The sequence below is a fragment of the Ramlibacter sp. genome (assembly GCF_036383835.1).
Lineage (GTDB): Bacteria > Pseudomonadota > Gammaproteobacteria > Burkholderiales > Burkholderiaceae_C > Ramlibacter.
On record NZ_DASVNN010000022.1, the window covers coordinates 1 to 26,803 of the forward strand.

Annotated in this window: 26 protein-coding genes and 1 rRNA gene; 22 read left to right on the forward strand and 5 right to left on the reverse strand. The window is 68.1% G+C overall.

The window, feature by feature from the left end; translation table 11 throughout:
- Positions 1–17 precede the first annotated feature (17 nt).
- Positions 18–130: ribosomal RNA gene (gene rrf / locus VF522_RS04425) — 5S ribosomal RNA — on the forward strand.
- 61 nt (positions 131–191) lie between these two features.
- Here the strand turns inward: rrf and VF522_RS04430 are convergent.
- The 3 genes from VF522_RS04430 to VF522_RS04440 are packed head-to-tail and all read right to left on the reverse strand — an operon-like array spanning position 192 to position 3,600.
- Positions 192–1,121, reverse strand: a complete 930-nt coding sequence (locus tag VF522_RS04430) for an MBL fold metallo-hydrolase (RefSeq protein ID WP_330907018.1) — start codon at positions 1,119–1,121, stop codon at positions 192–194.
- A 9-nt stretch (positions 1,122–1,130) separates the two neighbouring features.
- On the reverse strand, positions 1,131–2,819 hold the full coding sequence (locus VF522_RS04435; RefSeq protein WP_330907019.1) for an AMP-binding protein: 1,689 nt from the start codon (positions 2,817–2,819) through the stop codon (positions 1,131–1,133).
- A 46-nt stretch (positions 2,820–2,865) separates the two neighbouring features.
- Positions 2,866–3,600 (reverse strand): FFLEELY motif protein, encoded by a 735-nt coding sequence (locus tag VF522_RS04440; RefSeq protein ID WP_330907020.1) that lies wholly within the window; start codon positions 3,598–3,600, stop codon positions 2,866–2,868.
- Between the two features lie 61 nt (positions 3,601–3,661).
- Here VF522_RS04440 and VF522_RS04445 point away from each other — a divergent pair, with 61 nt between their 5' ends.
- The 3 genes from VF522_RS04445 (at position 3,662) to VF522_RS04455 (ending at position 6,052) form a co-directional block, all read left to right on the forward strand.
- The gene (locus VF522_RS04445; protein ID WP_330907021.1) at positions 3,662–4,624 is read left to right on the forward strand and encodes an esterase/lipase family protein; all 963 of its coding nucleotides are present in this window, start codon (positions 3,662–3,664) and stop codon (positions 4,622–4,624) included.
- 65 nt (positions 4,625–4,689) lie between these two features.
- Positions 4,690–5,328: a helix-turn-helix transcriptional regulator gene (locus VF522_RS04450; RefSeq protein ID WP_330907022.1), complete on the forward strand. Its 639-nt coding sequence runs from the start codon at positions 4,690–4,692 to the stop codon at positions 5,326–5,328.
- A gap of 85 nt (positions 5,329–5,413) precedes the next feature.
- On the forward strand, positions 5,414–6,052 hold the full coding sequence (locus VF522_RS04455) for a Crp/Fnr family transcriptional regulator (protein ID WP_330907023.1): 639 nt from the start codon (positions 5,414–5,416) through the stop codon (positions 6,050–6,052).
- A gap of 11 nt (positions 6,053–6,063) precedes the next feature.
- Here VF522_RS04455 and VF522_RS04460 read toward each other — a convergent pair whose 3' ends face one another.
- Positions 6,064–7,839 carry a tetratricopeptide repeat protein gene (locus VF522_RS04460; RefSeq protein WP_330907024.1) on the reverse strand — a complete coding sequence of 592 codons (1,776 nt, stop codon included), beginning with the start codon at positions 7,837–7,839 and terminating at the stop codon, positions 6,064–6,066.
- A 145-nt stretch (positions 7,840–7,984) separates the two neighbouring features.
- Here VF522_RS04460 and VF522_RS04465 point away from each other — a divergent pair, with 145 nt between their 5' ends.
- The 8 genes from VF522_RS04465 (at position 7,985) to VF522_RS04500 (ending at position 16,611) form a co-directional block, all read left to right on the forward strand.
- Complete coding sequence (locus VF522_RS04465; protein ID WP_330907025.1) at positions 7,985–8,644, forward strand: GNAT family N-acetyltransferase; 660 nt, start codon at positions 7,985–7,987, stop codon at positions 8,642–8,644.
- A gap of 75 nt (positions 8,645–8,719) precedes the next feature.
- Positions 8,720–9,598: an HlyC/CorC family transporter gene (locus tag VF522_RS04470; protein WP_330907026.1), complete on the forward strand. Its 879-nt coding sequence runs from the start codon at positions 8,720–8,722 to the stop codon at positions 9,596–9,598.
- 11 nt (positions 9,599–9,609) lie between these two features.
- Positions 9,610–11,145: an apolipoprotein N-acyltransferase gene (gene lnt, locus VF522_RS04475; RefSeq protein WP_330907027.1), complete on the forward strand. Its 1,536-nt coding sequence runs from the start codon at positions 9,610–9,612 to the stop codon at positions 11,143–11,145.
- A gap of 66 nt (positions 11,146–11,211) precedes the next feature.
- Positions 11,212–12,117: a glycine--tRNA ligase subunit alpha gene (glyQ, locus tag VF522_RS04480; protein WP_330907028.1), complete on the forward strand. Its 906-nt coding sequence runs from the start codon at positions 11,212–11,214 to the stop codon at positions 12,115–12,117.
- 1 nt (position 12,118) lies between these two features.
- Positions 12,119–14,284: a glycine--tRNA ligase subunit beta gene (gene glyS, locus VF522_RS04485; RefSeq protein WP_330907029.1), complete on the forward strand. Its 2,166-nt coding sequence runs from the start codon at positions 12,119–12,121 to the stop codon at positions 14,282–14,284.
- Between the two features lie 19 nt (positions 14,285–14,303).
- Positions 14,304–14,870 carry a D-glycero-beta-D-manno-heptose 1,7-bisphosphate 7-phosphatase gene (gene gmhB / locus VF522_RS04490; protein ID WP_330907031.1) on the forward strand — a complete coding sequence of 189 codons (567 nt, stop codon included), beginning with the start codon at positions 14,304–14,306 and terminating at the stop codon, positions 14,868–14,870.
- Between the two features lie 16 nt (positions 14,871–14,886).
- On the forward strand, positions 14,887–15,651 hold the full coding sequence (locus VF522_RS04495; protein ID WP_330907032.1) for a lysophospholipid acyltransferase family protein: 765 nt from the start codon (positions 14,887–14,889) through the stop codon (positions 15,649–15,651).
- Positions 15,652–15,693: 42 nt separating this feature from the next.
- Entirely contained in the window at positions 15,694–16,611 is a 918-nt protein-coding gene (locus VF522_RS04500) for a SprT family zinc-dependent metalloprotease (RefSeq protein WP_330907033.1), read from the forward strand.
- A 63-nt stretch (positions 16,612–16,674) separates the two neighbouring features.
- On the opposite strand, the gene VF522_RS04505 is transcribed toward VF522_RS04500, so the two are convergent.
- Positions 16,675–17,748, reverse strand: a complete 1,074-nt coding sequence (locus VF522_RS04505; RefSeq protein ID WP_330907034.1) for an MBL fold metallo-hydrolase — start codon at positions 17,746–17,748, stop codon at positions 16,675–16,677.
- A gap of 95 nt (positions 17,749–17,843) precedes the next feature.
- On the opposite strand from VF522_RS04505, the gene VF522_RS04510 reads away from it, so the two are divergent.
- Genes VF522_RS04510 through VF522_RS04555 form a run of 10 tightly spaced genes read left to right on the forward strand, consistent with a single transcriptional unit; the run spans position 17,844 to position 26,728 of the window.
- Complete coding sequence (locus VF522_RS04510; RefSeq protein WP_330907035.1) at positions 17,844–18,260, forward strand: MerR family DNA-binding transcriptional regulator; 417 nt, start codon at positions 17,844–17,846, stop codon at positions 18,258–18,260.
- 32 nt (positions 18,261–18,292) lie between these two features.
- Positions 18,293–18,754, forward strand: coding sequence for a PaaI family thioesterase (locus tag VF522_RS04515; protein WP_330907036.1), 462 nt, complete (start codon positions 18,293–18,295; stop codon positions 18,752–18,754).
- Between the two features lie 16 nt (positions 18,755–18,770).
- Positions 18,771–19,949 (forward strand): isovaleryl-CoA dehydrogenase, encoded by a 1,179-nt coding sequence (locus tag VF522_RS04520; RefSeq protein WP_330907037.1) that lies wholly within the window; start codon positions 18,771–18,773, stop codon positions 19,947–19,949.
- A gap of 34 nt (positions 19,950–19,983) precedes the next feature.
- Positions 19,984–20,637, forward strand: coding sequence for a carbonate dehydratase (gene can / locus VF522_RS04525; protein WP_330907038.1), 654 nt, complete (start codon positions 19,984–19,986; stop codon positions 20,635–20,637).
- 6 nt (positions 20,638–20,643) lie between these two features.
- Positions 20,644–22,458 carry a bifunctional isocitrate dehydrogenase kinase/phosphatase gene (gene aceK, locus VF522_RS04530; protein WP_330907039.1) on the forward strand — a complete coding sequence of 605 codons (1,815 nt, stop codon included), beginning with the start codon at positions 20,644–20,646 and terminating at the stop codon, positions 22,456–22,458.
- Positions 22,455–23,243 carry an alpha/beta hydrolase gene (locus tag VF522_RS04535; RefSeq protein WP_330907040.1) on the forward strand — a complete coding sequence of 263 codons (789 nt, stop codon included), beginning with the start codon at positions 22,455–22,457 and terminating at the stop codon, positions 23,241–23,243. Before aceK ends, VF522_RS04535 begins: the two co-directional genes overlap by 4 nt.
- Positions 23,240–23,737 (forward strand): hypothetical protein, encoded by a 498-nt coding sequence (locus tag VF522_RS04540; RefSeq protein WP_330907041.1) that lies wholly within the window; start codon positions 23,240–23,242, stop codon positions 23,735–23,737. Before VF522_RS04535 ends, VF522_RS04540 begins: the two co-directional genes overlap by 4 nt.
- 12 nt (positions 23,738–23,749) lie before the next feature.
- A complete protein-coding gene (locus VF522_RS04545; RefSeq protein ID WP_330907042.1) occupies positions 23,750–24,931 on the forward strand; it encodes an acetyl-CoA C-acyltransferase in 1,182 nt (393 codons plus the stop codon).
- Positions 24,928–25,590: an SDR family oxidoreductase gene (locus VF522_RS04550; protein ID WP_330907043.1), complete on the forward strand. Its 663-nt coding sequence runs from the start codon at positions 24,928–24,930 to the stop codon at positions 25,588–25,590. Before VF522_RS04545 ends, VF522_RS04550 begins: the two co-directional genes overlap by 4 nt.
- Before the next feature lie 7 nt (positions 25,591–25,597).
- Positions 25,598–26,728, forward strand: coding sequence for an acyl-CoA dehydrogenase family protein (locus VF522_RS04555; RefSeq protein WP_330907044.1), 1,131 nt, complete (start codon positions 25,598–25,600; stop codon positions 26,726–26,728).
- Positions 26,729–26,803 lie beyond the last annotated feature (75 nt).

Consider the following 26,803-nt stretch of genomic DNA (forward strand, 5'->3'; position numbering starts at 1 on the left):
GTTGGCAAAAAGTTATGCCTGATGACCATAGCGAGGTGGTCCCACTCCTTCCCATCCCGAACAGGACAGTGAAACGCCTCTGCGCCGATGATAGTGCGGGTTCCCGTGTGAAAGTAGGACATCGTCAGGCTGTTATAGCGACGAAGGCCCGGCAGAAATGCCGGGCCTTTTGTTTTTTAAGGCCTGCATTTTCAGGCATTGTGAATTCGAGTGCCCTCGCGCGCGGCCACGCCGGATTTCACCAACTCCCCGAGCAGTTCGTTGGTCCAAGTCGTAGCCGGCAGATCCGCGAACCAGCGCTGGTGCACGATGCGAAAGTAAGCCGTACTTTCGGCCCAAGTGAGAAAGTCCGCGACGTCCACCTGCTGTAGCTCGAGCAGCTTGAACTTCAGCAGAACCTTGGCGGCATGCGTCGCATGCCGGCGCGGATCAGCGACATAGGCGGCAAGCCGGCTGCGCGCGCGGTCCAAAGCGCCGTCCACATCGTTGAAGACATTGCCGTGCCCAGGAATCACCACGACCGGCCGAAGGTGCTCGATGACGTCCAGGGTGCGCTCGACTTCATCGAATGCGACATGCCCTTCCAGCTCGGGAAACACCACTCCGAATCCGTTCTGCCACAAGGCGTCGGCTGAAATCAGGGTGCGGGATCTCGGCTCGAACAGCACCACGGAATGTGGATCATGGCCGGGCGCGGCGTGAACCTCCCAAGCCAAGTCGCCGAGCTGGATCGTCTGCCCGGCGGAGAGCACGGAGTCGATGCGGAAGGGCGGGCAATGTTGACCGGTCGGGACGTACGTCAACGCAACCGGATCCCACTGCCGTACCGAGGCCGCCAGGCCCGGTGGAATGAACGTCTTCAACCCCGGAAAGTGCGCCTGGAGAGCCGAATTTCCTCCGCAGTGATCGCTATGGAGGTGCGTGTTCACCAGTACCGACACCGGCTGGTCGCCGGCAGCTCCGTCCACCAGCGCAATGGTCTGTTCGGCATGCGTCCAATAGCCGCTGTCCACGATGGCCGCCTCGGTTGAGCCCCGGACCACCACGTTGTTGGACGACAACCAGCCGCGCTCGAGCACGACCACACCGGGCGGCAACAGGGCATGCGCTGGCGACTGCATCAGCCGAGGCTACCTCGCCGCGCGGAGCTCGCGTCTCAGGATCTTGCCCACGTTCGACTTTGGCAGTTCATCCCGAAACTCGATGTACTTGGGCATCTTGTAGCCGGTAAGGTTCTGCCGGCAGTGATCTGCGAGCCCTTCTTCCGTCAGGGCCGGGTCGTTCTTCACGACGAACACCTTTATTGCCTCTCCCTGCTTATCGTCCGGGATGCCGATCGCCGCGCACTCCACCACCCCGGGACACAGCGAGATGACGTTCTCCAGTTCGTTGGGATAGACGTTGAATCCGCTGACCAGGATCATGTCCTTCTTGCGATCGACAATGCGCGTGAACCCGCGCTCGTCCATGACGCCGACGTCCCCAGTGCGCAGATAACCATCCGGCGTGAACGCCTTCGCGTTCTCCTCCGGCTGCCGGTAATACCCGCGCGTGACGTTCGGGCCGCGGATGCAGATCTCGCCGGATTCCCCGAAGGGCAAGGAACGTCCGGTGTCATCCTTGATCGCGAGATCGATGCTGGGCAGCGGCAGGCCGATGGTCCCCGAGAACTCGCGCGTGATGACGGGATTGTTGGTGCCGATGGCGCAGGTCTCGCTCATGCCCCAGCCTTCGACCATCACGGAGCGTGTGACCTGCCGCCAGAGTCTCGCCGTGCCTTCCGAAGCCGCCATCCCGCCTGCCTGCGAAACACAGAGCTGCGAGAAGTCCACGCTGCGGAACTGCGGATGCTGAAGCAGCGCGTTGAACAGCGTATTCACTGCCGGCAGCATGTGGAAGGGCCGCTTCTTCAGGACTTCCACGAATTTCCCGATATCGCGCGGATTCGGCACCAGTGTCATGTGCGCCCCCCAACGGACTGCCAGCAGGCAAAGGATGAGCGCGAAGATGTGATACAGCGGCAGCGCCGCTATGCCGTTGGTCTTGCCGACGTCGCCGATGCGTCCGAGTGCCGGCGTGAACCAGGCTTCCGCCTGCAGGATCGCGGCAACCACATTGCGATGCGTCAGCACGGCGCCTTTGGACACACCCGTGGTGCCGCCGGTGTACTGAAGGAAGGCGATCGACTCCGGGTCCTGCTGCGACGGGCGCAGCGAAAGGCGGGAACCTTCGGCAATTGCCTGATTGAAAGGCGTCACCGTCCGTCCGTCACCCAGCGGCAGGCGGAATGCGGGCACCATCTTGGCCAGGTGCCGGACCGCGAACGTGATCCATTGGCCGTAGACCGTCCCGAGCAAGTCCCCGAAACCGGTCACCACGACGTGACGCACTTCCGTCGGCCCGATCACCTGCTCCAGCGTGTGCGCGAAGTTCTCCAGGATGACGATGGCAGACGCGCCCGAGTCCTTCAGCTGGTGCTCCAGCTCGCGTGCCGTGTACAGCGGATTCACGTTCACGCAGGTGTACCCAGCGCGAAGCACGGCACACATCGTCACCGCGAACTGCGGCACGTTGGGCAGCATGATGGCGATGCGGCTACCCGGCTCGAGGCCACGCGCCTGCAGCCAGGCGCCCAGCGACTGCGAGAGCTCGTCGAGCTGCCGGTAGGTCATCCAGCGCTCCATGCACACCGAGAAGGGCCGCGCCGCGTTCTTGCGGAACGACTCTTCCAGCAGCTGCGTCAGCGACGTGTACTTCTCCGCGTCGATCTCGTGGGGCACCCCTTCCGGGTAGCTCCTGAGCCAGGGTTTCTGCTCCATACGGCGCTCCTTCGCGCGGATTGTGCAAACCAGCCCCGCGCGCTCGCTAGCGGGCTTGTCCCAGGATGCGCAGAAGCTCGGTCTCGCAGGCGACAGTCTCGGCGTCGAACAGCAGTTCCACCAACCGCTGCTCACGCTCCCGGATCGTGCCCAGGAAAGTCTCGGCGCCCCCTTGCAGCCTGGTCACGGAGGCAAAGGTGTCGAAGCCAGACTCCAGAAAGCGCTGCAGCGACTCCATTCCCGCGGCCGAAGCCGGACCGCGCATCATCCTCAGCATGGTGCGCAGGCCGGGCAGGCGCGTGAGGCGGGTCATCTCCTGGCCGATGGCCACCACCGCTTCCACCTGTCGCTGTCGCTCCTCGCGCCGCCCCGTCGCCTTCCACGCCAGCACGTAGGTCGGCACGTCCTCGACATCGGCAAGAGGCAGTGCGCGGGCCATGGCGTGATCCAGCGATTCGGTCAATGCATGGAGCCGTGCCAGCCCCACAGCCGTCGCCGCGACATCCTTCGGGAACAGTCTCTCGACGGCGCCGGCGATACGCGCGAACTGGGCGTCGCGCTCGCGAAAGTCCCGGTCGCCATACAGCTCCTCGAGGAAGAAGCGCGCCGCCGCGCCGTAGGAGGGCGACGCCAGCAGATCCGCATAAGTGCCCGCGAAGCGCCGCGCCTGGAAACGCTTGGTGTGTCCGACCGCGGCCGCAATGCCCAGCGACGACCGGCTCTCCTCGCGCAGCCGCTGCACCTCGGCGACGCATTGGCGGATCGTTTCGGCGGTGTTCATGGGCACCGCACAGTCTATCCAGACCGCGCCGGCCGGGGAACACGCGTGGGATACTCGTTCCATGCCCGGCCACTCGCGTCTCGCCCGCCTGTTGCAATGGACGTGCGCGATCCAGCTGGGCGCCGCGGTCGCATGGCTCGCATGGCGATGGACTGCATCGCCCGTGCAGGCCATCGCCGGCGCCCTGTCGATCCTCTTGATCGCGCCCATCGTGCTCGGTCTCGAGCTGTGCATCGTCGCGGTCGTCGCGCGCACGGATCACGCGACCCCGATTCCGGCCGCCGCCCAGTTGCTGCGTGCATGGTTGTCGGAAAGCGCGTACTGGTACCGCACCTTCTGCTGGCGGCAGCCCTTTCGCTGGAACACGCTGGCGGACCAGCCCTCATCGGCCTCGCAGCGAACCGGCGTCGTGCTGGTGCACGGATTCATGTGCAATCGCGGCTTCTGGACGCCCTGGATGCGGATGCTCCGGCAGCGCGGGCACCCTTACGTGGCGGTGAACCTGGAGCCCGTCTTCACAGGCATCGAGGACTACGCGCGCACCATCGACGACGCGGTGTGTCAACTGACCGAGGCAACCCGCTCCCCGCCCGTCCTCGTGTGCCACAGCATGGGCGGGCTCGCGGCACGCGCGTGGTGGCGTAGCACACGCGGCAACCGGTCCGTGGCACGCATCGTCACCATCGGCACGCCGCATCGCGGCACGTGGTTGGCTCGCTTCAGCCGCCGCCCGAACGGACGCCAGATGCAGTTGCAGAGTGCCTGGCTGGAGCAGCTGTCCGCGCACGAAGCGGGACAGCCCTTGCCCGTCACGACCTGCTGGTACTCCAACTGCGACAACGTCGTCTTCCCCGCTTCCACGGCGACGCTGCCCCTTGCCGACAACCGCTTCGTCCCCGGCCGCGCGCATGTCGACCTCGCCTTCGACGAAACCGTGATGCGCGGCACCCTGGCACTGCTCACCGAAACTTCCTCGCGCCGTCAAGGTGAATCCGTCACCGGATCGCACGCCGAAATTGGCTAACCCGGTGCTGGACCGGCTTCCTAAGCTTGGCTCTTGACTGCAGGGGAGCAATGATGGATGGAGCCTTGGGCATAGCCACCGGCGCGGCAATCACGCACAGCCTTCTCGACAACACCGCCACGAGCCTGTCCATGGTCATGGACGAGCTGGCTTACGGCGTGTTGATCGCCACGGCGAAGGGCCAGCTGCAGCACGCGAATCTCGCCGCGCGCCGCGAACTCGCCCGGCACCAGCTGCTCGGCGTGCAGGACGGCCAGCTCCATGCCGTCGATCCCGTCCAGGCCAAGCTCCTGGTGCAGGCGATCGCCAAGGCCGAAGGCGGCCGCCGCAGCCTCGTGGCCCTGCGCCATGCCGGCAATCGTCTCAGCGTCGCGGTCGTGCCCCTGCGGGCCGAGCGCCCGCGCGAGCTCCCTTCGGTGGCGCTGATCTTCTCGCGGCCTGCGGTCTGCGATGCCGTCATGCTCTGCTTCTTCGCCCGCGCGCATGGGCTGACGCCCTCCGAGGAACAGGTGCTCGCGATACTTTGCCAGGGCTACTCGGCCCCCGAGATCGCGCAGCAACTCGAGGTGGCCGTATCCACGGTGCGCAGCCATGTGCGCAGCATGTGCGCCAAGACGCACTCCAACGGCGTGCGTGCCCTGGTGAACCAGATCGCCGTGCTGCCGCCCATCGGCGCGGCGCACCTGCAGGATCCGCTCCACTAGTCCCCGCCCTCTTGGGCATTCCACGATCGTCGTGTAGAGTTTTTTCCAGAAGGGGGAGGACGCCATGAACGTGTCCCGGACAGCCATGGAACAGGACAGGCTGATCGCCAAACTCGAGCCCGCCATCGGCCGCCTGGCCGGGCGCGGCATCGTTCGCAGCTACCGGAAGAACACGATCATCATCAATGAAGGCGAGGTGGGCGACTCGCTGTTCGTGCTGCTGCAAGGCGAGGTGAAGGTCTACGCCACCGACGAGAACGGCCGCGAGATCACCTACGGCACGATCGACGCCGGCGACTACTTCGGCGAGATGTCGCTCGATGGCGGCCCGCGCTCCGCTTCGGTGATGACGCTGGATTCCTGCCTGTGCTCGCTGGTGCCGCGGGCCGCCGTGCAGCAGCACCTGGCCGACGAACCCGACTTCGCGTTCGCGCTCGTCGCCCAGGTCATCCGCCGTGCGCGGTCCGCCACCGAGACGGCGAGGCAGATGGCCTTGCTGGATGTCTACGGCCGCGTGATCCACACGCTGGAAGGCCAGCGGGGCCCCGCCAGCAGCCAGGCGCCGGTGCAACTCACGCAGATCACGCACCAGCAGATCGCGAGCCGCGTGGGCGCCTCGCGTGAAATGGTCAGCCGGCTGCTGAAGGATCTCGAAAAGGGCGGCTACGTCGAACTGGGCATCAAGCAGATCACGCTGAAGAAGAAGCTGCCCGCGCGCTGGTAGCCGGAAGGCCCTCAACCCGGCGGCGTGCCCGCCTGCAGCAGGCCTTCCGCGAAGCGACTGGCCAGTTCCTCGCTCATCGCGGTGCCCGCCAGGAAACTTGCAACGCTGCAGGAAGGCTGCCGGCGCATCAGCCGCTGCTGGCTGGCGCGCGCCTCGCCCAGCCGCTCCGCCTCCACCTGTGACACGACCAGCGTCCGCCATGCCGGCAGGTAGCGCGGATTGCGCTGCAGCGCTTGTTGCGCGAGCGGGATGGCCCCTTCCGGATCGCCGTCGGCCCAGGCCGTCAACGCCGCCACGGCGTCGTAGAGGTAGCGCAGCGGCTCCATGCAGCGATGCTGGATCGCGCGGCCGATCGCCGACCGCGCGGCCCGGGCGGAGCCCTGCAGCGCGAGCAATTCCGCCTGGAACAGCAGCGCGATCGAATGGTCGCCCCGCAGGCTGAGCGCCTGCGCGTAGCGATCTTCCGCGCCCTGCAGGTTGCGGGCCCCGTGCACGCAGGCATAGCCGTCCATTGCGAGGACCACGGGCGAGGAGGGGTCGTACTGCACCGCCGCGGCGGCATGCGCGCGCGCCAGCGCCTGGTCGTGCCCGCTCACGCCGGCGAAGGCCTGTTGCACGCGCAGCAGGTGCAGGTGCGCCACCCACGCGTGCGCATGCGCCTGCCGGCGCCACCGGTCCGTCAGGTGATCCAGCAGCAGCCGGGCCTGCTCCATGTCCACGGGCGAAAGCCGGTGCATGAGGCCGATGGCGGCCAGCAGCAGCGTCGATCCATCCAGCGAAGGCATCGGGCCCTGCGTGCCGCGCTCCACCTCGTGCTGGAAGATCGCGGCGTGCACCGCCGGTACGATCTTCGCCAGCAGCCTCGGGTCGATGGTGCCGGCGACGCAGGGCGCGGCCGTGAAATGTTCGGCCCACACGACGAGCCCGCTCCGCGAATCCGCCAGTTCGGCATGCAAGGCCAGCTCGCCGCCGTGCAGATGGGCGCGGCCGGTGAGCACGTAGGCCGCGCCGACCTGGCCCAGCACGCTGCCGAGCGTGTCGCGGGCGGCGTCGATGGGCGAGGTGGTCATGCGCGATACGACCTGCAGCACGTCGCTCTTCGCCAGCGCGACCACCAGTTCGTCCGCGAGCGTCTCGCCGCCGCTGCCTTCCGCCGTTGCCCCATGGCTCGCGAAAGGCAGCACGGCCACGGACGCACGCAGGCCGCGCGCTTCGAAGGGGAGCGAGGGGATCACCGGCGCGCCGCCCGCCTGGCCGATGCGGAACGCGTGCACCGGCCGCTTCACGTGCTTGAGGTGGCAGGTCCCCAGGTCCTCGAGCGGCAAGGCCGGCTTGCGTCCCAGGCGCTCCCGCAGGGCGGCGGAGATGACGATCTCGCCGGGCCCCGCCAGCGTGGCGATCCGCGCGGCGAGGTTCACGTCGGTGCCGTAGATGTCGTACTTGTCGGCGACGAAGTCCGCGAGGTGCGCGCCGATGCGCAGGTGCACGTGGCCTTCCGGCGGGAGACCCTGGTTGCCTTCGTGGAACCAGGCCTGCATGGCGAGCGCCGCGCGGATGCAGCCATGCGGATCGGAGAACTCCAGCATCAGCCCGTCGCCGAGGCTCTTGTGCAGGCGACCCGAAACCTGCGGCACCTGCTCGTGCACGAAGTTCACGAAGCGGTGCCAGCGTCCGATGAACTCCTGCTCATCCTGTTCCATGAGGCGCACCGACTCCACCACGTCGGCCACGGCGATGACCTTGGTGGCACGCGTGAAGCGCGACGTGTCGACGGCAAAAGGCGGCATGGTGGCTGCTTAAGGACGCTCCCTATTTCAAGTTGTATCCATGGTCTCGACGTTTGACAACAGCCCAATGGCTGCTTGCCGGACAATCGGCGCCCGCAGAGGCCCTTCACCTTCCCCGGTGCGGGCAAACCCTTATATTGTCGGTGTGACGCAGCAGCAACCCATCAGCACATCGAGCCGGCGCGTCCCGATCCGTTCGCTCGGTGCGGGGCATCGCGCGCGGATCGCCAGCCACCTGCTGGCGCTGGATCCGCAGGACCGCTACCTGCGTTTCGGTTATGCGGCGAACGACGAGCAGATCCGCCGCTACGCCGGCCAGCTGGACTTCGAGCGCGACGAGATCTTCGGCATCTTCAACCGCGCGCTCGAACTGCTGGCGGTGGCCCACCTGGCCTTCCTGCCGCACGAGGAGGGTTCGCCGGCCGGGGCCGAGTTCGGCGTCTCCGTGCTGCGCAAGGCACGCGGCCGCGGCTACGGCGGCCGGCTCTTCGACCGCGCGGTCATGCACGCGCGCAACGAGGGCGTGGAGCTGATGTTCATCCATGCGCTCTCCGAGAACACGGCCATGATCCGCATCGCGCGCAATGCCGGCGCGACGCTGGAGCGCGACGGCAGCGAGACCGAGGCCTACCTGCGGCTGCCGCCGGCCACGCTGGACAGCCGAGTGAGCGAAATGGTGGAGGAACAGGTGGCACAGGCCGACTACCGCCTGAAGAAGCAGGCCAAGAACTTCCTCGAGTTCCTCGCCGGCGTGCAGGAGATCCGCCGCGGCGCCAGCAACGCGCGCGGCAAGAGCGGCCGCTGACCGGTCGCCCGGCTGAGCCAGCGAGCCCAGCCAATCCGCTATCCTATGGGCTCCTCCACTCCCGCCTGACGGCCTGTGTCAGACCCTCACCCTGCGCGCGCGGCGCACGAAAAGCAGGACAAACGAACCTTCCTGCAAAAGGTCGCCGAGTTCATCCACCCGGGTCCGGACTCCAAGGCGGAACTGATCGAGACGCTGGCCGACGCCGAGGACAACGACATCATCGGCCCCGAGTCGCGGGTGATGCTCGAGGGCGTCATCAAGATGGCCGAGCTCACGGCGGGCGACGTCATGGTCGCCGCGCCGCGGATGGACCTGGTCAACATCGACGCGCCCTACGACGAGATCCTGCACCTGGTCATCGACACGGCGCATTCGCGCTTCCCGGTGTACGAGGGCGACCGCGAGAACATCATCGGCATCCTGCTCGCGAAGGACCTGCTGAAGCTGCAGCGCTCGCCCGGCTTCCACCTGCGTGCGCTGCTGCGCCCGGCGGTGTTCGTCCCGGAGAGCAAGGGCCTCAACGACTTGCTGCGGGAGTTCCGAGGCAACCGCAACCACCTGGCCGTCGTGATCGACGAATTCGGCCGCGTCGCCGGCCTGATCACCATCGAGGACGTGCTGGAGCAGATCGTCGGCGAGATCGAGGATGAATTCGACATCGTCGAGGACGAGGGCGACATCTTCGGCCTGGCCGACCGCACCTACCGCGTCAGCGGCGACACGTCGATCGACCGCGTCAGCGAAGCCTTCGGCGTCGACCTGTCCCAAGTCGCCGAGGAGCGCGAGTTCGACACCATCGGCGGCCTGATTGCCCACGAGATGGGCCACGTGCCCAAGCGCGGCGAGGCGGCCACGCTCGGCGGCCTCAGGTTCGTGGTGCTGCACACCAAGGGCGGCGCGGTCCGCTGGTTCAAGGTCTCTCCCGCCGAAATCACCGGCAGCGCGGCTTGAGCGTGCCGCGCGTGAGGAATGTCGCACCGTGGGTGCTGGCAGCCGCCGCGGGCGTGCTGCAGGCGCTGTCGCTGGCCTGGCCCGGCAATGGCCAGCCGCAATGGTGGATGCAGGTGCTCTCGCTGGCCGTGCTCGCGGGATTGCTGCCGCGCGCGGCGACCTGGAAGCGCGCCGCCGCGCTGGGCTGGGTCTTCGCCGCGGCCTGGCTGGTGGGCACCTTCTGGTGGCTGTTCATCTCCATGCACGTCTACGGCGGGCTGGCCGCGCCGCTGGCCGCGCTCGCAGTGCTGCTGCTCGCCGGCTTCCTCGCGCTCTTCTATGCGCTGGCCAGCGCCCTGTTCGCAGCGGCCGCGCGCGGTCGTGCGTGGCGCGACGGTGCCTTGTTCGCGGGCCTGTGGCTGGGCGCGGAACTGCTGCGCGGCACCCTGTTCACCGGCTTCCCGTGGGGCGCGGGTGGCTACGCGCACGTCGACGGTCCGCTCGCGGCGCTGGCGCCCTGGGTCGGCGTGTACGGCATGTCGGCGGCGGCGGCATGGCTTGCCTGCCTCGTATCGCAGCTGGCGCGTGGACCCGCGCGTGGTTCCTGGCGCTACTGGCTCGCCGTCCTGGCCAGTGCCGGCCTGCTGGCCGCCTGCAACGTGCAGACGGCGGCGCAAGTGCCGCAGGCCGGCGCCGGCCCGAAGCTGACGGTGGCGCTGCTGCAGGGGAACATCCCGCAGGACGAGAAGTTCGAAGGCGGCACGGGGATCCCGATCGCGCTCGGCTGGTACGGCCAGGCGTTGCGCGAAACGGATGCGCAGCTGGTGGTGGCGCCGGAAACGGCGATCCCCCTGCTGCCGCCGCAACTGCCCGAGGGCTACTTCGACGCCTTGCGGGGGGCCTTCGCGCAGGGCGATCGCGCGGCGCTGGTGGGCATCCCGCTGGGCAGCTTCGAAACGGGCTATACCAACTCCACGTTGGGCTTCGCGCCGGGCGCGCCGGCCTACCGCTACGACAAGCACCACCTCGTGCCCTTCGGCGAATTCATCCCGCCGCTCTTCAAGTGGTTCACGCGGATGATGAACATCCCGCTGGGAGACTTCAACCGCGGCGATGTCGGCCCACCGTCCTTCGCCTGGGCCGGCCAGCGTCTCGCCCCCAACATCTGCTACGAGGACCTCTTCGGCGAAGAGCTGGGCGCGCGCTTCCGCGATCCCGCCACGGCGCCCACCATCTTCGTCAACCTCAGCAACATCGCCTGGTTCGGCGACAGCATCGCCATCGACCAGCACCTGCAGATCAGCCGGCTGCGCGCGCTGGAGTTCCGGCGCCCGATGATCCGCGCCACCAACACCGGCGCGACGGCGATCATCGACCGCTTCGGCCGCGTCACGCACCTGCTGCAGCGGCATACCCGCGGCGTGCTCCTCGGCGAGGTGGAAGGCGGCAGCGGAATGACGCCGTTCGCGCACTGGGTGTCGCGATTCGGGCTCTGGCCGCTGTGGCTGCTGTCGATGGCCGCGGTCGTGGCGGCATGGCGCGGCCGGCGGGCACGGCCGCAGCCCTAAAATGGAAGGTTCCGCGGGCTCCCGGGCCTGCGCCATCCCGGGACGGCCCTGGCCGTCCCGCAGCCTATGCTCACATTCCAGCAAATCATCCTGAAGCTGCAGTCGTACTGGGACGCCCAGGGCTGCGCGCTGCTCCAGCCCTACGACATGGAAGTCGGGGCGGGCACCTCGCACACCGCGACCTTCCTGCGCGCGCTCGGCCCCGAGCCCTGGAAAGCGGCCTACGTGCAGCCGAGCCGCCGGCCCAAGGACGGCCGCTACGGCCAGAACCCGAACCGGCTGCAGCACTACTACCAGTACCAGGTGGTGCTCAAGCCCGCGCCGGACAACATCCTGGAGCTGTACCTGGGTTCGCTGGAAGCGCTCGGCTTCGACCTCAAGAAGAACGACATCCGCTTCGTCGAGGACGACTGGGAGAATCCGACGCTGGGCGCCTGGGGCCTGGGCTGGGAAGTCTGGCTCAATGGCATGGAAGTCACGCAGTTCACCTATTTCCAGCAGGTGGGCGGCATCGACTGCAAGCCGATCACGGGCGAGATCACCTACGGCCTGGAGCGCCTGGCCATGTACCTGCAGGGCGTGGACAACGTCTACGACCTGAAGTGGACCGAAGGCCTGACGTACGGCGATGTGTACCACCAGAACGAGGTGGAGCAGTCGACGTACAACTTCGATCACAGCGACGCCGAATTCCTGTTCACCGCCTTCGGCGCGTACGAGAAGCAGGCGAAGCACCTGATGGAGCAGCAGCTGGCGCTGCCCGCCTACGAGCAGGTGCTCAAGGCGGCACACACCTTCAACCTGCTGGATGCGCGCGGCGCGATCAGCGTCACCGAACGCGCGGCCTACATCGGCCGCATCCGCAACCTGGCGCGCAGCGTCGCCCAGAGCTACTACGAGAGCCGCGAGCGTCTCGGCTTCCCCATGGCGCCGCGCGAGTGGGTGGCCCAAATGCAGAAGAAGGTTGCCTGAGATGAGCGTGCAGAACCTCCTGGTCGAACTGTTTGTCGAGGAGCTGCCGCCCAAGGCGCTCCGCAAGCTGGGGGATGCCTTCGCCGGCACGCTGCTGGAGCAGCTGAAGGCGCAGGGCCTCGTGACCCCCGGATCCCAGCTCACGGCTTTCGCCTCGCCGCGCCGCCTGGCCGCGCACGTCACCGCCGTCGCTGCGCAGGCCGCGGACAAGCCGGTGTCGCAGAAGCTGATGCCGGTGAGCGTCGGCCTCGACGCGTCCGGCAACGCGACGCCGGCCCTGCTGAAGAAGCTGCAGGCGCTGGGCACCGATGCGTCCGCCGTGCCGCGACTGAAGCGCGCGATGGACGGCAAGGCCGAAGCCCTGTTCTACGACAGCACCGCCAAGGGGGTGACGCTGGCCGAAGGACTGCAGAAGGCGCTGAACGAAAGCATCGCGAAGCTGCCGATCCCCAAGGTCATGACCTACCAGCTGGCCGACGGCTGGAGCGACGTGAAGTTCGTGCGTCCCGCGCATGCGCTGGTCGCGCTGCACGGCAAGGACATCGTGCCGGTGCAGGCACTGGGCCTGCAGGCCGGCCGCACCACGCAAGGCCATCGCTTCGAAGCGAGCACGCCGAGCGTGTCCGTGCCGGACGCCGACAGCTATGCGCAGGTGCTGCGCGAGCAGGGCGCCGTGATCGCCGGCTTCGACGAACGCCGCGCCGAGATCGCGCGGCAGCTGCAGGCAGCCGCGGCCGCGGTCGGCGGCGGCGCTCGCCCGATCGAGGACGACGCCCTGCTGGACGAAGTCACCGCGCTGGTGGAACGCCCCAACGTGCTGACCTGCCAGTTCGAGACGGAATTCCTCGAAGTGCCGCAGGAATGCCTGATCCTCACGATGAAGGCGAACCAGAAGTACTTCCCGCTGCTGGACGCGCAAGGCAAGCTCACGAACCGCTTCCTCGTGGTCAGCAACATCCGCCCGCAGGATGCGAGCGCGGTCGTCGGCGGCAACGAGCGCGTGGTGCGCCCGCGCCTCGCCGACGCCAAGTTCTTCTTCGACCAGGACCGCAAGAAGACGCTCGAGTCGCGCGTGCCGGGCCTGGCCAAGGTCGTGTACCACAACAAGCTGGGCACGCAGGGCGAACGCGCGCTGCGCGTGCAGGCGATCGCGCATTCCATCGTCCATCAGCTGCGCATGGCGACGGTGCCCTTCACGGTGGAAGCCAAGGACCAGTTCGACGTGCTCGACAGCAAGGTCAAGCAGGCGGCGCTCCTGGCGAAGGTCGACCTGCTGACCGACATGGTCGGCGAGTTCCCCGAGCTGCAGGGCATCATGGGCGGCTACTACGCCCGCCACGAGGGCCTGCGCGACGGCGTGGCCATCGCGATCGAAGACCATTACAAGCCGCGCTTCGCCGGCGATGCGCTGCCGCGCAACCACACCGGCGTGGTGCTGGCGCTGGCCGACAAGCTGGAAACGCTGGTGGGCCTGTTCGGCATCGGCCAGTTGCCCAGCGGCGACAAGGACCCGTTCGCGCTTCGCCGGCACGCACTGGGCGTGATCCGCCTGCTGGTCGAGCGCAACCTGCCGCTGGACCTGCCCGCTCTCATCGATGCGGCCATCGCGGCATTCCCTGCGCCGACGGTCGAGCCCGCGGAGGGCTCCGGCGACACGAAGTCCGCCTTGCTGCCCTTCTTCAGCGACCGCCTGGCCGTCTCCCTGCGGGAACAGGGTTACAGCGCCCAGGAAGTGGACTCCGTGCTCGCGCTGGCGCCGGCGCGCCTGGGCGACGTGCCCAAGCGGCTGGCCGCGGTGCGCGCCTTCGCCGCGCTGCCCGAGGCGCCCGCGCTGGCCGCCGCCAACAAGCGCATCGGCAACATCCTGAAGAAGGCCGAGAAGGCCGACGCCCACGTCAGCGAACCGCTGCTGCAGGAGGACGCCGAGAAGGCGCTTTTCGCCGCCACGCAGAAGATCGCGCCGCAGGCCCGCACGCAGTTCGAATCGGGCGACTACACCGGCTCGCTGCAGACGCTGGCCGCCTTGCGCGCGCCGGTGGACGCCTTCTTCGACGGCGTGATGGTCAACGCGGAGCAGGCCGACCTGCGCCTGAACCGCCTGGGCCTGCTGGCGACGCTGCACCAGGCAATGAACCGCGTGGCCGACCTGTCGCGCCTGGCGCAGTGAACGCGGTGAAGGAAGCGCGATGAAACTCGTCATCCTCGACCGCGACGGCACCATCAACGTCGACAGCGACGAATTCATCAAGGCGCCGGACGAATGGCAGCCGCTGCCGGGCGCGCTGGAGGCGGTCGCGCGCATGAACCATGCGGGCTGGCACGTGGCGATCGCGAGCAACCAGTCGGGGCTCGGGCGCGGCCTGTTCGACGTCGCGGCGCTGAACGCCATCCACCTCAAGATGCACAAGCTGCTGGCCTCGATCGGCGGCCGCGTCGATGCGGTCTTCTACTGCCCGCACACGCCGGACGACCACTGCCAGTGCCGCAAGCCGCTGCCCGGCCTGTTCGAGCAGATCGGCGAGCGCTTCGGCGTGGACCTGCGCACCGTGCCCGTGGTGGGCGACACGCCGCGCGACCTGCAGGCCGGCGTGGCCGTCGGCTGCCAGCCGCACCTCGTGCTCACCGGCAAGGCGGAGTCGCTGCGCGGCCAGCCGCTGCCCGACACCTTTCCGGCCGGCACCCACGTGCACAAGGACCTCTCCGCCTTCGCCGACTGGCTGGTCACGCGCGGTTCCGCGCCGCGGCCCGCCTGAGGGATACTTCGCGCCCATGCATTACCTGCGCTCGCTGATCCACGGTCTGTGGATGCTCGTCACCGTCATCCCCTGGGGCATCTGGATGGTGCTGTCCTCGGCGTGGTCCAGCGGCGAGCAGATGTACTGGAAGGCCGAGCGCTGGCTGTCCTGGCAGATCGACGGCCTGCGCATCGTCTGCGGCGTCCAGGTGCGCGTGACCGGCATGGAAAACCTGCCGGAGGGCAAGAAGAGCCCGGCGATCCTGCTGGCCAAGCACCAGTCGACGCTGGAAACCTTCCTGATCCCGACGCTGATGCCGCATCCGCTCGCCTTCGTGTTCAAGCGCGAGCTGATCTACATCCCCTTCTTCGGCTGGGCGATCGGCCGCATGGACATGATCCACATCGACCGCAGCCAGCGGGCGCAGGCCTTCAACAAGGTGGTGGAGCAGGGCAAGCGGCTGCTGGCCGAGGGCGTGTGGGTGATCATGTTCCCGGAAGGCACGCGCATCCCGCGCGGCAAGGCCGGCAACTACAAGTCCGGCGGCACGCGTCTCGCGGTGGCGACCGGCGCGCCGGTGATCCCGATCGCGGTGGCGTCGGCCAAGTGCTGGCCGCGCAAGTCCTTCATCAAGCATCCGGGGGTGGTGGACGTGTCGATCGGCAAGCCGATCCCGAGCGTCGGCCGCAATCCCGAAGAACTGATGCGCGAGGTGGAAGCCTGGATCGAGGGCGAGATGCGCCGCCTCGATCCCGAGGCCTACGTGGAAGAATCCTCCCGCGAGCCCGCGCAGGTGTAAACGCGCTGGCCAGGGGCGCCCGCGCCCTTAGAATCGCGGCCCATGCAGTCGCCCTTTCAGCTCCTCCTCGACCTGTTCGACGAGCCGAAAGACAAGCCGGTCGCGACCAGGCCGCCGGCGGCGGCACCCGCCCTCCCCACCGGTCCGATCGAACGCATTCCCGGCGAGCCGCTGGACCGGCTGATCGCGCCGCAGGCCTTCCGCCATCCGGACGCCAACCGCGAATCGCGCATCGGCGACGCGCTGGTGGCCTACGAATTCCGCCGCGCCCGGCGCAAGAACATCGGCTTCTCCGTCGGCCCCGAGGGGCTGGTGGTCAGCGCCCCGCGCTGGGTGCCGCTCGGCGAGGTGGAGCAGGCGATCCGCGGCAAGGCCCGCTGGATCGTGAACAAGCTGGAAGCGGCGCGCGAGCGGCAGCAGCGCATCGAGGCGGCGCGCGTCGAGTGGAAGGAGGGCGCGACCTTCCCGTTCCTCGGCGAGCCGGTGATCCTGGTGCTCGATCCGCGCCATGACTTCCGCGAGACCGGCGGCGTCCTGAACACGGCCGCGGATGCGCTGCCCGGCGTGCCGCGTACCACGCTGCACATCGGCCTGCCGCACAGCGCGTCGCCCGCGCAGATCCGCGACGCGGTGCAGGCCTGGCTGATGCGGCAGGCGAAGAAACTGTTCACGGACCGCCTGAATCACTACGCGCCGATGCTGAAGGTGGAGTGGCGCAAGCTGACGCTGTCCAGCGCCGGCACGCTGTGGGGCACGGCGCACAGCGACGGCTCCATTCGCCTCAATTGGCGGCTGGTGCACTTCCGGCTGGCGGTGATCGACTACGTGGTGGCCCATGAACTGAGCCACCTGCGGGTGATGGACCACAGCCCGCGGTTCTGGGAGACGGTGAAGTCGGTGGTGCCGAACTACCCGGAGCTGCGCGGGCAGCTGAAGGACGAGGCGCTGCCGGCCTGGTAGCGCCGGCGCCTGTAGGCTGGGGTGGAACCCCAGCTACCGCACACGCTGGGGTTCCACCCCAGCCTACGAAACCGCCGAAAACCGCCACACGCCGCCGGCATCCCGCACGCGCTTCAACTTCCCCGCATGCCACAGCGCATGCAGATGCGCGATCGACTCGCCCATCGCGAACGTCGTCTGGTGCAGATCCAGCTTCCGCTTGAACAGCACCGGCAGCATCTCCGCCGCCGAACACGGTTTTTCGCCGCAGGCTTCCATCACTTCCGCCAGCCGGTCGCGATGGTGCTCGTGCAGTTGCCGGATCCGCGCATGCAACCCCCGGAACGGCTTGCCGTGCGACGGCAGCACCAGGGTGTCTTGCGGCAGCGGCGCGAACTTGTCGATCGATTCCAGGAACAGCGCCAGCGAATCGGCCTCCGGTTCGACCTCGTACACGCTGACGTTGGTGGAGATGCGCGGCAGCATCATGTCGCCGCTCACCAGCACCCGCAGTTCGTCGCAGTACAGCGCGATGTGCTCCGGCGCGTGCCCGTAGCCGCTGATGCAGCGCCAGTTGCGCCCGCCGATGGCGATCGACTCGCCGTCGCGCAGGCGGCGAAAGCGCGGCGGCAGCGCCGGCACGAGACCCGTGTAGTAGTTCGCCCGGCCGCGGATCTTCTCGAGGGACTCCGGATCGGCCAGCCCGTGCGAGGCAAAGAACGCAGCCGAACCCTCGCCGCCGAAAGCGGTCGTGCTCTGCGACGCCAGCCGCGCCGCGTTGTAGTCGGTGGCGCTGATCCACAGCCGGCACTCGCGCTCCGGCGTGCTCCAGCGCTCGCACAGCCAGTGCGCCAGGCCGAGGTGATCCGGATGCATGTGCGTCACGATCACCCGCAGGATGGGCAACCCCTGCAGCTCGTTCGCGAACACCTGCTCCCATTGCGCCTTCGCCTCGTCGCGGCTGATGCAGCAGTCGACGACCGTCCAGCCCTCGCGCCCGTCGAGCCGGTCGCGCAGCAGCCAGAGATTGATGTGGTCCAGCGCGAAAGGCAGGGCCATGCGGATCCAGCGCACGCCGGGCGCCACCTCGATCGTGGCGCCGGGAGCGGGCAGGGTGTCGTCCAGCGGGTACTGCAGTTCGCGTTCGAGGAGGTTCATGGCGGCGGACGATTGACGTTGACGTAAACGTCAGATGTAATCGGCCCATTGTAGGCAGGCCCCCGCGGGCCGGCTGTCTCCCGGCATACAACCCCATGGCTGCATCCACTTCCCATACCTACACGATCAGCGACCTGGCGCGCGAGTTCGACCTGACCACCCGCGCGATCCGCTTCTACGAGGACATGGGGCTGCTGCAGCCGGAACGCTCCGGACCGGGCGGCCGCAACCGGATCTACAGCCCGCGCGACCGCACGCGGCTGAAGCTCACCCTGCGGGCCAAGCGCCTGGGCCTCTCGCTCACCGAGGCCAAGGACATCATCGACATGTACGACAGCCCGCGGGACACCGGCCCGCAGCTGCGCAAGTTCCTCACCATCCTCGCCCAGCACCGGCAGCAGCTGGAAGAACAGATGGCGGAACTGCAGGCCAACCTGGACGAGGTGCGGACCCACGAGAAGGAAGCCCGCGCCCTGCTGGCCCGCATCGACAAGGACAAGGTCAGGGCATAATTGACGTTTACGTCAACGTCAACTCCAGGCCCATGGACGCCCAGCGCTTCGAACCGCAGGATCCCGCCTTCGCCGGGCGGGTGCGCGCCAGCTTCGACAAGCAGGGCGCCATGCGCACCATCGGCGCCTCCCTGGCCGACATCGCGCCCGGCCGGGTGGTGATCGAGCTGGCCTGGCAGCAGGCGCTCACCCAGCAGCACGGCTTCCTGCACGCGGGCATGGTGGCCACCGCGCTCGACTCTGCCTGCGGCTATGCGGCGTCGACGCTGATGCCGGCCGACGCCGGCGTGCTCACCATCGAATTCAAGATCAACCTGCTCGCGCCCGCGCAGGGCGAGCGCTTCCGCATGGAAGGGCTCGTGGTCAAGCCGGGCCGCACCATCAGCGTCACCGAAGGCCGCGCCTACGCGCTGCACCAGGGGCGCGAGAAGCTGATCGCCACCCTGGGCGCGACGCTCATGACGATCACCGGCCGCGACGCCATCAAGCACTGAACACCAGGAGACAGCCATGCAACTACCCGGCCTGAACTTCGGCCTCGGCGAGGACCTCGAGGCGCTGCGCGACAGCGTGCAGGCCTTCGCGCAGGCCGAGATCGCACCGCGCGCGGCGGAGATCGACCGCAGCGACCAGTTCCCGATGGACCTGTGGCGCAAGATGGGCGAGCTTGGCGTGCTGGGCATCACCGTGCCCGAGGAGTTCGGCGGCGCCAACATGGGCTACCTCGCGCACATGCTGGCGATGGAGGAGATCTCGCGGGCGTCGGCATCGGTGGGGCTTTCGTATGGCGCGCACAGCAACCTGTGCGTGAACCAGATCAAGCGCAACGGCAGCGACGCGCAGCGCCGGAAGTACCTGCCCAAGCTGGTGTCCGGCGAGCACGTCGGCGCGCTGGCCATGAGCGAAACGGGCGCGGGCAGCGACGTGATCTCGATGAAGCTGCGCGCCGAGGACAAGGGCGGCTACTACGTCCTGAACGGCAGCAAGATGTGGATCACCAACGGTCCCGACGCCGACACGCTGGTGGTCTACGCCAAGACCGAGCCCGAACTGGGCGCGCGCGGCGTCACCGCCTTCCTGATCGAGAAGGGCATGAAGGGCTTCTCGATCGCGCAGAAGCTCGACAAGCTGGGCATGCGCGGCAGCCACACCGGCGAACTGGTGTTCCAGGACGTGGAGGTGCCGGCGGAGAACATCCTGGGCGCGGTGAACGGCGGCGCCAAGGTGCTCATGAGCGGCCTCGACTACGAGCGCGCCGTGCTGGCCGCCGGCCCGATCGGGATCATGCAGGCGGTCATGGACAACGTGGTGCCCTACATCCACGACCGCAAGCAGTTCGGCCAGAGCATCGGCGAGTTCCAGCTCATCCAGGGCAAGGTCGCCGACATGTACACCATCCTGCAGGCGTCGCGCGCCTACTGCTACCAGGTCGGCAAGAACCTCGACATGCTCGGCAGCGATCACGTACGGCAGGTGCGCAAGGACTGCGCCTCCGTCATCCTGTACTGCGCCGAGAAGGCCACCTGGATGGCCGGTGAAGGCATCCAGGTCTACGGCGGCAACGGCTACATCAACGAATTCCCGCTCGGCCGCCTGTGGCGCGACGCCAAGCTGTACGAGATCGGCGCCGGCACCAGCGAGATCCGCCGCATGCTGATCGGCCGCGAGTTGTTCGCGGAGACGATGTAAGCCCTCCGCGCGCACGGAAGAGGACAATAGCCGCATGCCGAACATCCAGGACCTCTTCACCCACAACCGCAACTGGGCCGCGGAAATGGAGCGCGCCCGCCCCGGTTTCTTCAGCGGGCTCACGCAGCAGCAGAAACCCAAGTTCATGTGGATCGGCTGTTCCGACAGCCGCGTGCCCGCGAACCAGATCACGGGCCTGGAACCCGGCGAGGTCTTCGTCCACCGCAACGTCGCGAACGTCGTCGTCCACTCCGACCTCAACGCGCTCTCGGCCATCCAGTTCGCGGTGGAGATGCTGAAGGTGGAACACATCATGGTGGTGGGGCACTACGGCTGCGGCGGCGTGCTCGCGGCGCTGAACAACACCCGCGTGGGGCTCGCGGACAACTGGATCCGCCACATCCAGGACGTGCGCGACCGCCATCGCGGCATCCTCGAGAACATCGATCCGGACAAGCGCGGCGATGCCCTGGTCGACCTGAACGTGATCGAGCAGGTGATCAACATCTGCGTCAGCACGGTGATGACGGACGCCTGGGCCAAGAACCAGAACGTCAGCATCCACGGCTGGGCCTTCGGCGTGCACGACGGCCTGCTGCAGGACCTGAACATGACGGTCGACAGCACCGAGTCGATCGAGGGCAAATATCGGGCCGCGATCGAAGCGGTGATGGCGAAACACCGCTAGCGGACCATGTTCCCCCAGCGCCTGGACTCGCCGCTCGCCTACGACATCGCCCAGGCGATGCTCGACGGCTTCAACCGGCACTACCGGCTGTTCCGCACCGAGTCCGCGCGCGCCAAGCACCGCTTCGAGACGGCCGACTGGCACGGCCAGCAGCGCGCCCAGCGCGAACGCATCGAGTTCTACGACCTGCGGGTGCGCGAGGCCGTGCAGCGGCTGGAAAAGGAGTTCAAGGCCGGCGAGCAGCCGATGGAGGTGTGGCACCAGGCGAAGCTGCACTACATCGGCCTGCTGGTGGACCACCACCAGCCGGAGTGCGCCGAGACCTTCTTCAACTCGGTGACCACCAAGATCCTGCACCGCACCTACTTCCACAACGACTTCATCTTCGTGCGGCCGGCGGTCAGCACCGAGTACATCGAGAACGACGAGCCGGCGGCCAGGCCGACCTACCGTTCCTACTACCCGATGGCGGAGACGCTGCGCGAGAACATCGTGCGCATCGTCGACAACTTCCAGCTGCGCGTGCCTTTCGAGGACCTGGACCGCGACGCCGGCTTCGTGGTGGAGGCGATAGGCGCGCGCCTGCACCAGGTGAAGCTGCGCGCCAACTTCCAGATCCAGGTGCTGTCGTCCCTGTTCTTCCGCAACAAGGGCGCCTACGTCGTCGGCAAGATCATCAACGGTTTTTCCGAACTGCCGTTCGCGCTGCCTGTCCTTCATGGCAGGAACGGGTTGGTGATCGACGCCTGCCTGTTCGGCGAGGACGAACTGCAGATGCTGTTCTCCTTCGCCCGGGCCTACTTCATGGTGGACATGGAGACCCCCGCGGCCTTCGTGCAGTTCCTGCGCACGCTGATGCCGCGCAAGCCGCGCGGCGAGCTGTACAGCGCACTGGGGCTCGCCAAGCAGGGCAAGACGCTGTTCTACCGCGACTTCCTCTTCCACCTGAAGCACTCCAGCGACAAGTTCCGCATCGCGCCCGGCATCAAGGGCATGGTGATGCTGGTGTTCGACCTGCCGTCCTTCCCCTACGTGTTCAAGGTGATCCGCGACTGGTATCCGCCGCAGAAGGACACCAGCCGCCAGCAGGTGCAGGGCAAGTACCTGCTGGTGAAGCAGCACGATCGGGTAGGCCGCATGGCCGACACGCTGGAATACAGCGAGGTGGCCTTCGCGCGCGAGCGCTTCGAGGACGCGCTGATCGAGGAGATCCGCGCGCTTGCGCCGAGCCAGCTGGAGATCGGGGACCGCGACGGCGACGGCCACGAGGAGGTGGTCATCAAGCACCTGTACATCGAGCGCCGCATGATCCCGCTGAACATCTACCTGCAGGAGGCCTTCGAGGCCGGCGAAACGGGCCAGGTCGAACGCGCGGTGATCGAGTACGGCAACGCGATCAAGGACCTCATCGCCGCCAACATCTTCCCCGGCGACATGCTGTGGAAGAACTTCGGCGTCACGCGCAACGGCAAGGTCGTGTTCTACGACTACGACGAGATCGAGTACCTCACCGACTGCAACTTCCGCAAGGTGCCGCAGGCGCGCACCGAGGAGGAGGAGATGTCGGGGGAGGTCTGGTACCGGGTCGGCCCCAGGGACGTCTTCCCGGAGACCTTCGAACCCTTCCTGCTAGGGAATCCGGCGGTGCGCGAGGTCTTCCTGAAGCACCACGCCGACCTGCTCGATGCCGCCTTCTGGCAGTCGCACCAGGAGCGCATCCTGGCCGGCCACGTCTTCGACATCTTTCCCTATGAACGCGGCAAGCGCTTCGCGCGCCGGCAGCAGGGTGCGGAAACGCGGGCGGCGGAGGTGGTCGCGTGAGGCGCCTCTTGGCGGGGCTCGCGTTCGTACTCGCCTGCGGCGTCGCCGCCGCGCAGAAGGCGGAGGTCGTCGACCTGCCGACGCGCAGCGGCGTGACGGAGCGCCTGCTGGTGCTGCGCCCCACCGGTGAGCCGCATGCGGTCGTCGTGCTGCTTTCCGGCGGCGGCGGGCGCATCGGCATCCTCGGCAACGGCGACATCCGGCGCGACGGCAACTTCCTGGTGCGCTCGCGCGCGCTGTTCGTCGATCGGGGCCTCGCCGCGGTGCTGGTCGACGTGCCGAGCGACCGCACCGAGCTGCGCGGCGACTTCCGCGAGACGGCGGAGCACGCCATCGACATCGGCGCCGCGATCGCCTGGGCGCGGCGCAGCTTCGGCAAGCCGGTATGGCTGGTGGGAACGAGCCGCGGCACGCAGTCCGCCGCGAACACCGCGGTGCGCGCCGAAGGCGATGCGGCCCCCGACGGCCTGGTGCTCACTTCCACCATCCTGGACAGCAGCCGCTTCGGCACCTCGACCGCGATGCCGGTGCAGCAGATGGAGCTCGCGAAGCTGCGCATCCCGGTGCTCGTGACGCACCACGCGCAGGATGCGTGCGGGGTGTGCCCGCCGGCGCGCCTTCCGGAATTGATGGCGAAGCTGCCCGCCGGCCGCAGCGAGTTGCTCACGTACACCGGCGGGCGCAGCGAAGGTCCGCCCTGCGAGGCTTTCGCCTACCACGGCTACAACGGCCTCGAAGAGCGGGTGGTGGGCGACATCGACGCCTGGATCCGGAGGGCGCGATGAGCGAGTCATGGCGCGGCTTCTGGGAGGTCGCGAGCTTCATCGTCACCGCGCTGGGCCTGCCTTTCGCGATCCTGTTCTTCGCCTGGGAGCAGCGCAAGGAAAGGGACAACGAGGAGGAGGAGGCCTACCAGCTGCTCTCCGACGCGTACAACGACTTCCTCAGGATCGTGCTGGCCCATCCCGACCTGCACCTGCGCAGCAACGAACCGCTGGAAAACCCCACGGCCGAGCAGCGCGAGCGCATGCTGGTCATCTTCGATATGCTGATCTCGCTGTTCGAACGCGCCTACCTCGTGGCCTTCAAGCCCGCGATGGGCGAGACCGAGGCGCGCCGCTGGAACAGCTGGGACGACTACATGCGCGAGTGGTGCCGCCGCGAGGATTTCCACAACGCCCTGCCGCTGCTGCTGCGCGGCGAGGACCCCGAATTCCAGCAATACATCCGCCGCATCGCCGATGAAGAGCGCGGCCCCGTCCTTTCGACCGTCTACTAAGGAGTGAACACCATGGCTGAATCCATCGTCATCGTCGGCGCCGCCCGCACCCCCATGGGGGGCTTCCAGGGCGACTTCTCCACGCTGGCCGCGCACGACCTGGGCGGTGCCGCGATCCGCGCCGCCGTCGAGCGCGCCGGCATCCCGTCGGACGCGGTCGGCGAAGTGCTGTTCGGCAACTGCCTGATGGCGGGCCAGGGCCAGGCGCCGGCGCGCCAGGCCGCCTTCAAGGCGGGCCTGCCCAAGAGCTCGGGCGCCGTCACGCTGTCGAAGATGTGCGGCTCCGGCATGAAGGCCGCCATGTTCGCGCACGACATGCTGCTGGCCGGCACGCACGAAATCATGGTGGCGGGCGGCATGGAGAGCATGACCAACGCGCCCTACCTGCTGCTCAAGGGCCGCGGCGGCTACCGCATGGGCCACGACAAGGTGTACGACCACATGATGCTGGACGGCCTGGAGGACGCCTACGAGCCGGGCCGCTCCATGGGCACCTTCGGCGAGGACTGTGCCGCGAAGTACAAGTTCTCGCGCGAGGCGCAGGATGCGTTCGCCATGACCTCGGTCAAGCGCGCGCAGGCCGCCACGCAATCGGGCGCCTTCGCCGCCGAGATCACGCCGGTGACGGTGAAGACCCGCGCCGGCGAAACCGTGGTCTCGATCGACGAGGGCCCCGGCAAGGTGAAGCTGGACAAGATCCCGCAGCTCAAGCCCGCCTTCAAGAAGGACGGCACGATCACGGCCGCGTCCTCGTCCTCGATCAACGACGGCGCCGCGGCGCTGGTGATGATGACCGAGAGCACCGCGAAGCGACTTGGCGTCAAGCCGCTGGCGCGCATCGTTGGCCACGCCACGCACGCGCAGGAACCCGAGTGGTTCACCACCGCGCCGGTCGGCGCCACGCAGAAGCTGCTGGCGAAGACGGGCTGGAAGGTCGGCGACGTCGACCTGTGGGAAGTGAACGAGGCCTTCGCCGTCGTGCCCATGGCGCTGATGGAGGAATTGAAGGTCGCGCACGACATCGTCAACGTCAACGGCGGCGCCTGCGCCCTGGGCCACCCGATCGGCGCTTCCGGCGCCCGCATCATGGTGACGCTGCTGCACGCGCTGAAGGCGCGCGGCGGCAAGCGCGGCATCGCCACGTTGTGCATTGGCGGCGGTGAAGGCACGGCCGTGGCGCTCGAGCTCGTTTGAAAGTCCTCGTCCTCGGCGCCTCGCGCGGCATCGGCTTCGAATTCGTCCGCCAGTACCGCGCGGCCGGCGATGCCGTGATCGCCACCGCGCGCGACGCCGAAGGGCTGCAGCGCCTCGCCGAACTCGGCGCGAAGCCGCTGAAGCTGGACGTCACCGGCCCCGCCAGCATCAGCGGCCTGGGGTGGCAGCTCGATGGCGAGAAGCTCGACGTCGCGCTGTACGTGGCCGGCGTCTACACGCGCGGCGGCGCCACCGAGCCGCCGTCGCGTGCCGAGTTCGACCGCACCATGCACACCAACGTGCTGGGGGCGATGCAGGCGATCCCGCAGGTCGCGCCGCTGGTGGAAGCCGCCGGCGGCAGGTTCGTCTTCGTCACCAGCCAGATGGGCCAGATCACGGATGTAGCCAGCAGCTTCGGCTGGGTCTACCGCACCAGCAAGGCGGCCCTGAACATGGCCGTGGCCTCCGCCCAGCCCGATTACCCGAAGGCCACTTTCGTAGCGATCAATCCCGGCTGGGTGCAGACCGACATGGGCGGCAGCGAAGCGCCGCTGAAGGTGGAAGCCAGCGTGGCGGACATGCGCCGCACGATCGCAAACCTGTCCCCGCGCCAGCAAGGCGCCTTCCTCGACCACGACGGCCAGACGCTCGCGTGGTGAACGCACGATGCTGCTGAACCCCGACCAGGAAATGATCCGTGACGCCGTGCGCGACTTCGCGCGCGAGCAGCTGTGGCCCCATGCCCCGCGCTGGGACCGCGAGCACACCTTCCCCCACGAGGCGCACCGGGGCCTCGCGGCGCTGGGCTGCTACGGCATCTGCGTGCCGGAGGAGCACGGCGGCGCGGGGCTCGACTACCTGACGCTGGCCGTGGTGCTGGAGGAGATCGCCGCCGGCGACGGCGGCACCAGCACCGCGATCAGCGTCACCAACTGCCCGGTGAACGCGATCCTCATGCGCTACGGCAACGAGGCGCAGAAGAAGAAATGGCTGACGCGACTGGCGCAAGGCGAGCTGCTCGGCGTGTTCTGCCTCACCGAGCCGCACGTGGGCAGCGACGCTTCGGCGCTGCGAACCACGGCCACGCGGCAAGGCAATGATTACGTCCTCAACGGCGTCAAGCAGTTCATCACCAGCGGGCGGAACGGCCAGCTGGCGATCGTGATCGCCGTCACCGACAAGGGCGCCGGCAAGCGCGGCATGAGCGCCTTCCTGGTGCCGACCGACACGCCCGGCTACGTCGTCGCGCGGCTCGAAGAGAAAGTGGGCCAGCACTCCAGCGACACCGCGCAGATCCGCTTCGAGGACTGCCGCATTCCGGCGGAGAACCTGATCGGCGAGGAGGGCGAGGGCTACCGCATCGCGCTGTCGGCGCTCGAAGGCGGCCGCATCGGCATCGCGGCCCAGAGCCTGGGGATGGCGCGCAGTGCCTTCGAGGTCGCCTTGCAGTACGCCAAGGAGCGCGAGAGCTTCGGCACCGCGATCTTCCACCACCAGGCCGTGGGCTTCCGGCTCGCCGACTGCGCGACGCAGCTCGAGGCCGCACGCCAGTTGATCTGGCACGCCGCCGCGTTGCGCGACGCCGGCAAGCCCTGCCTGAAGGAAGCCGCGATGGCCAAGCTGTTCGCCAGCGAGATCGCGGAGCAGGTGTGCAGCGCCGCGATCCAGACGCTCGGCGGCTACGGCTACGTCAGCGACTTCCCGGTGGAGCGCATCTGGCGCGACGTGCGCGTGTGCCAGATCTACGAAGGCACCTCGGACGTGCAGAAGATCCTGATCCAGCGGGCGCTGGCCTGAGCATCCGCCATGCGGATGGGCCCGGTACACCTGCCGGCCCATCTGTGCCACACTGGCGGCCAAGCCCGGAGACCT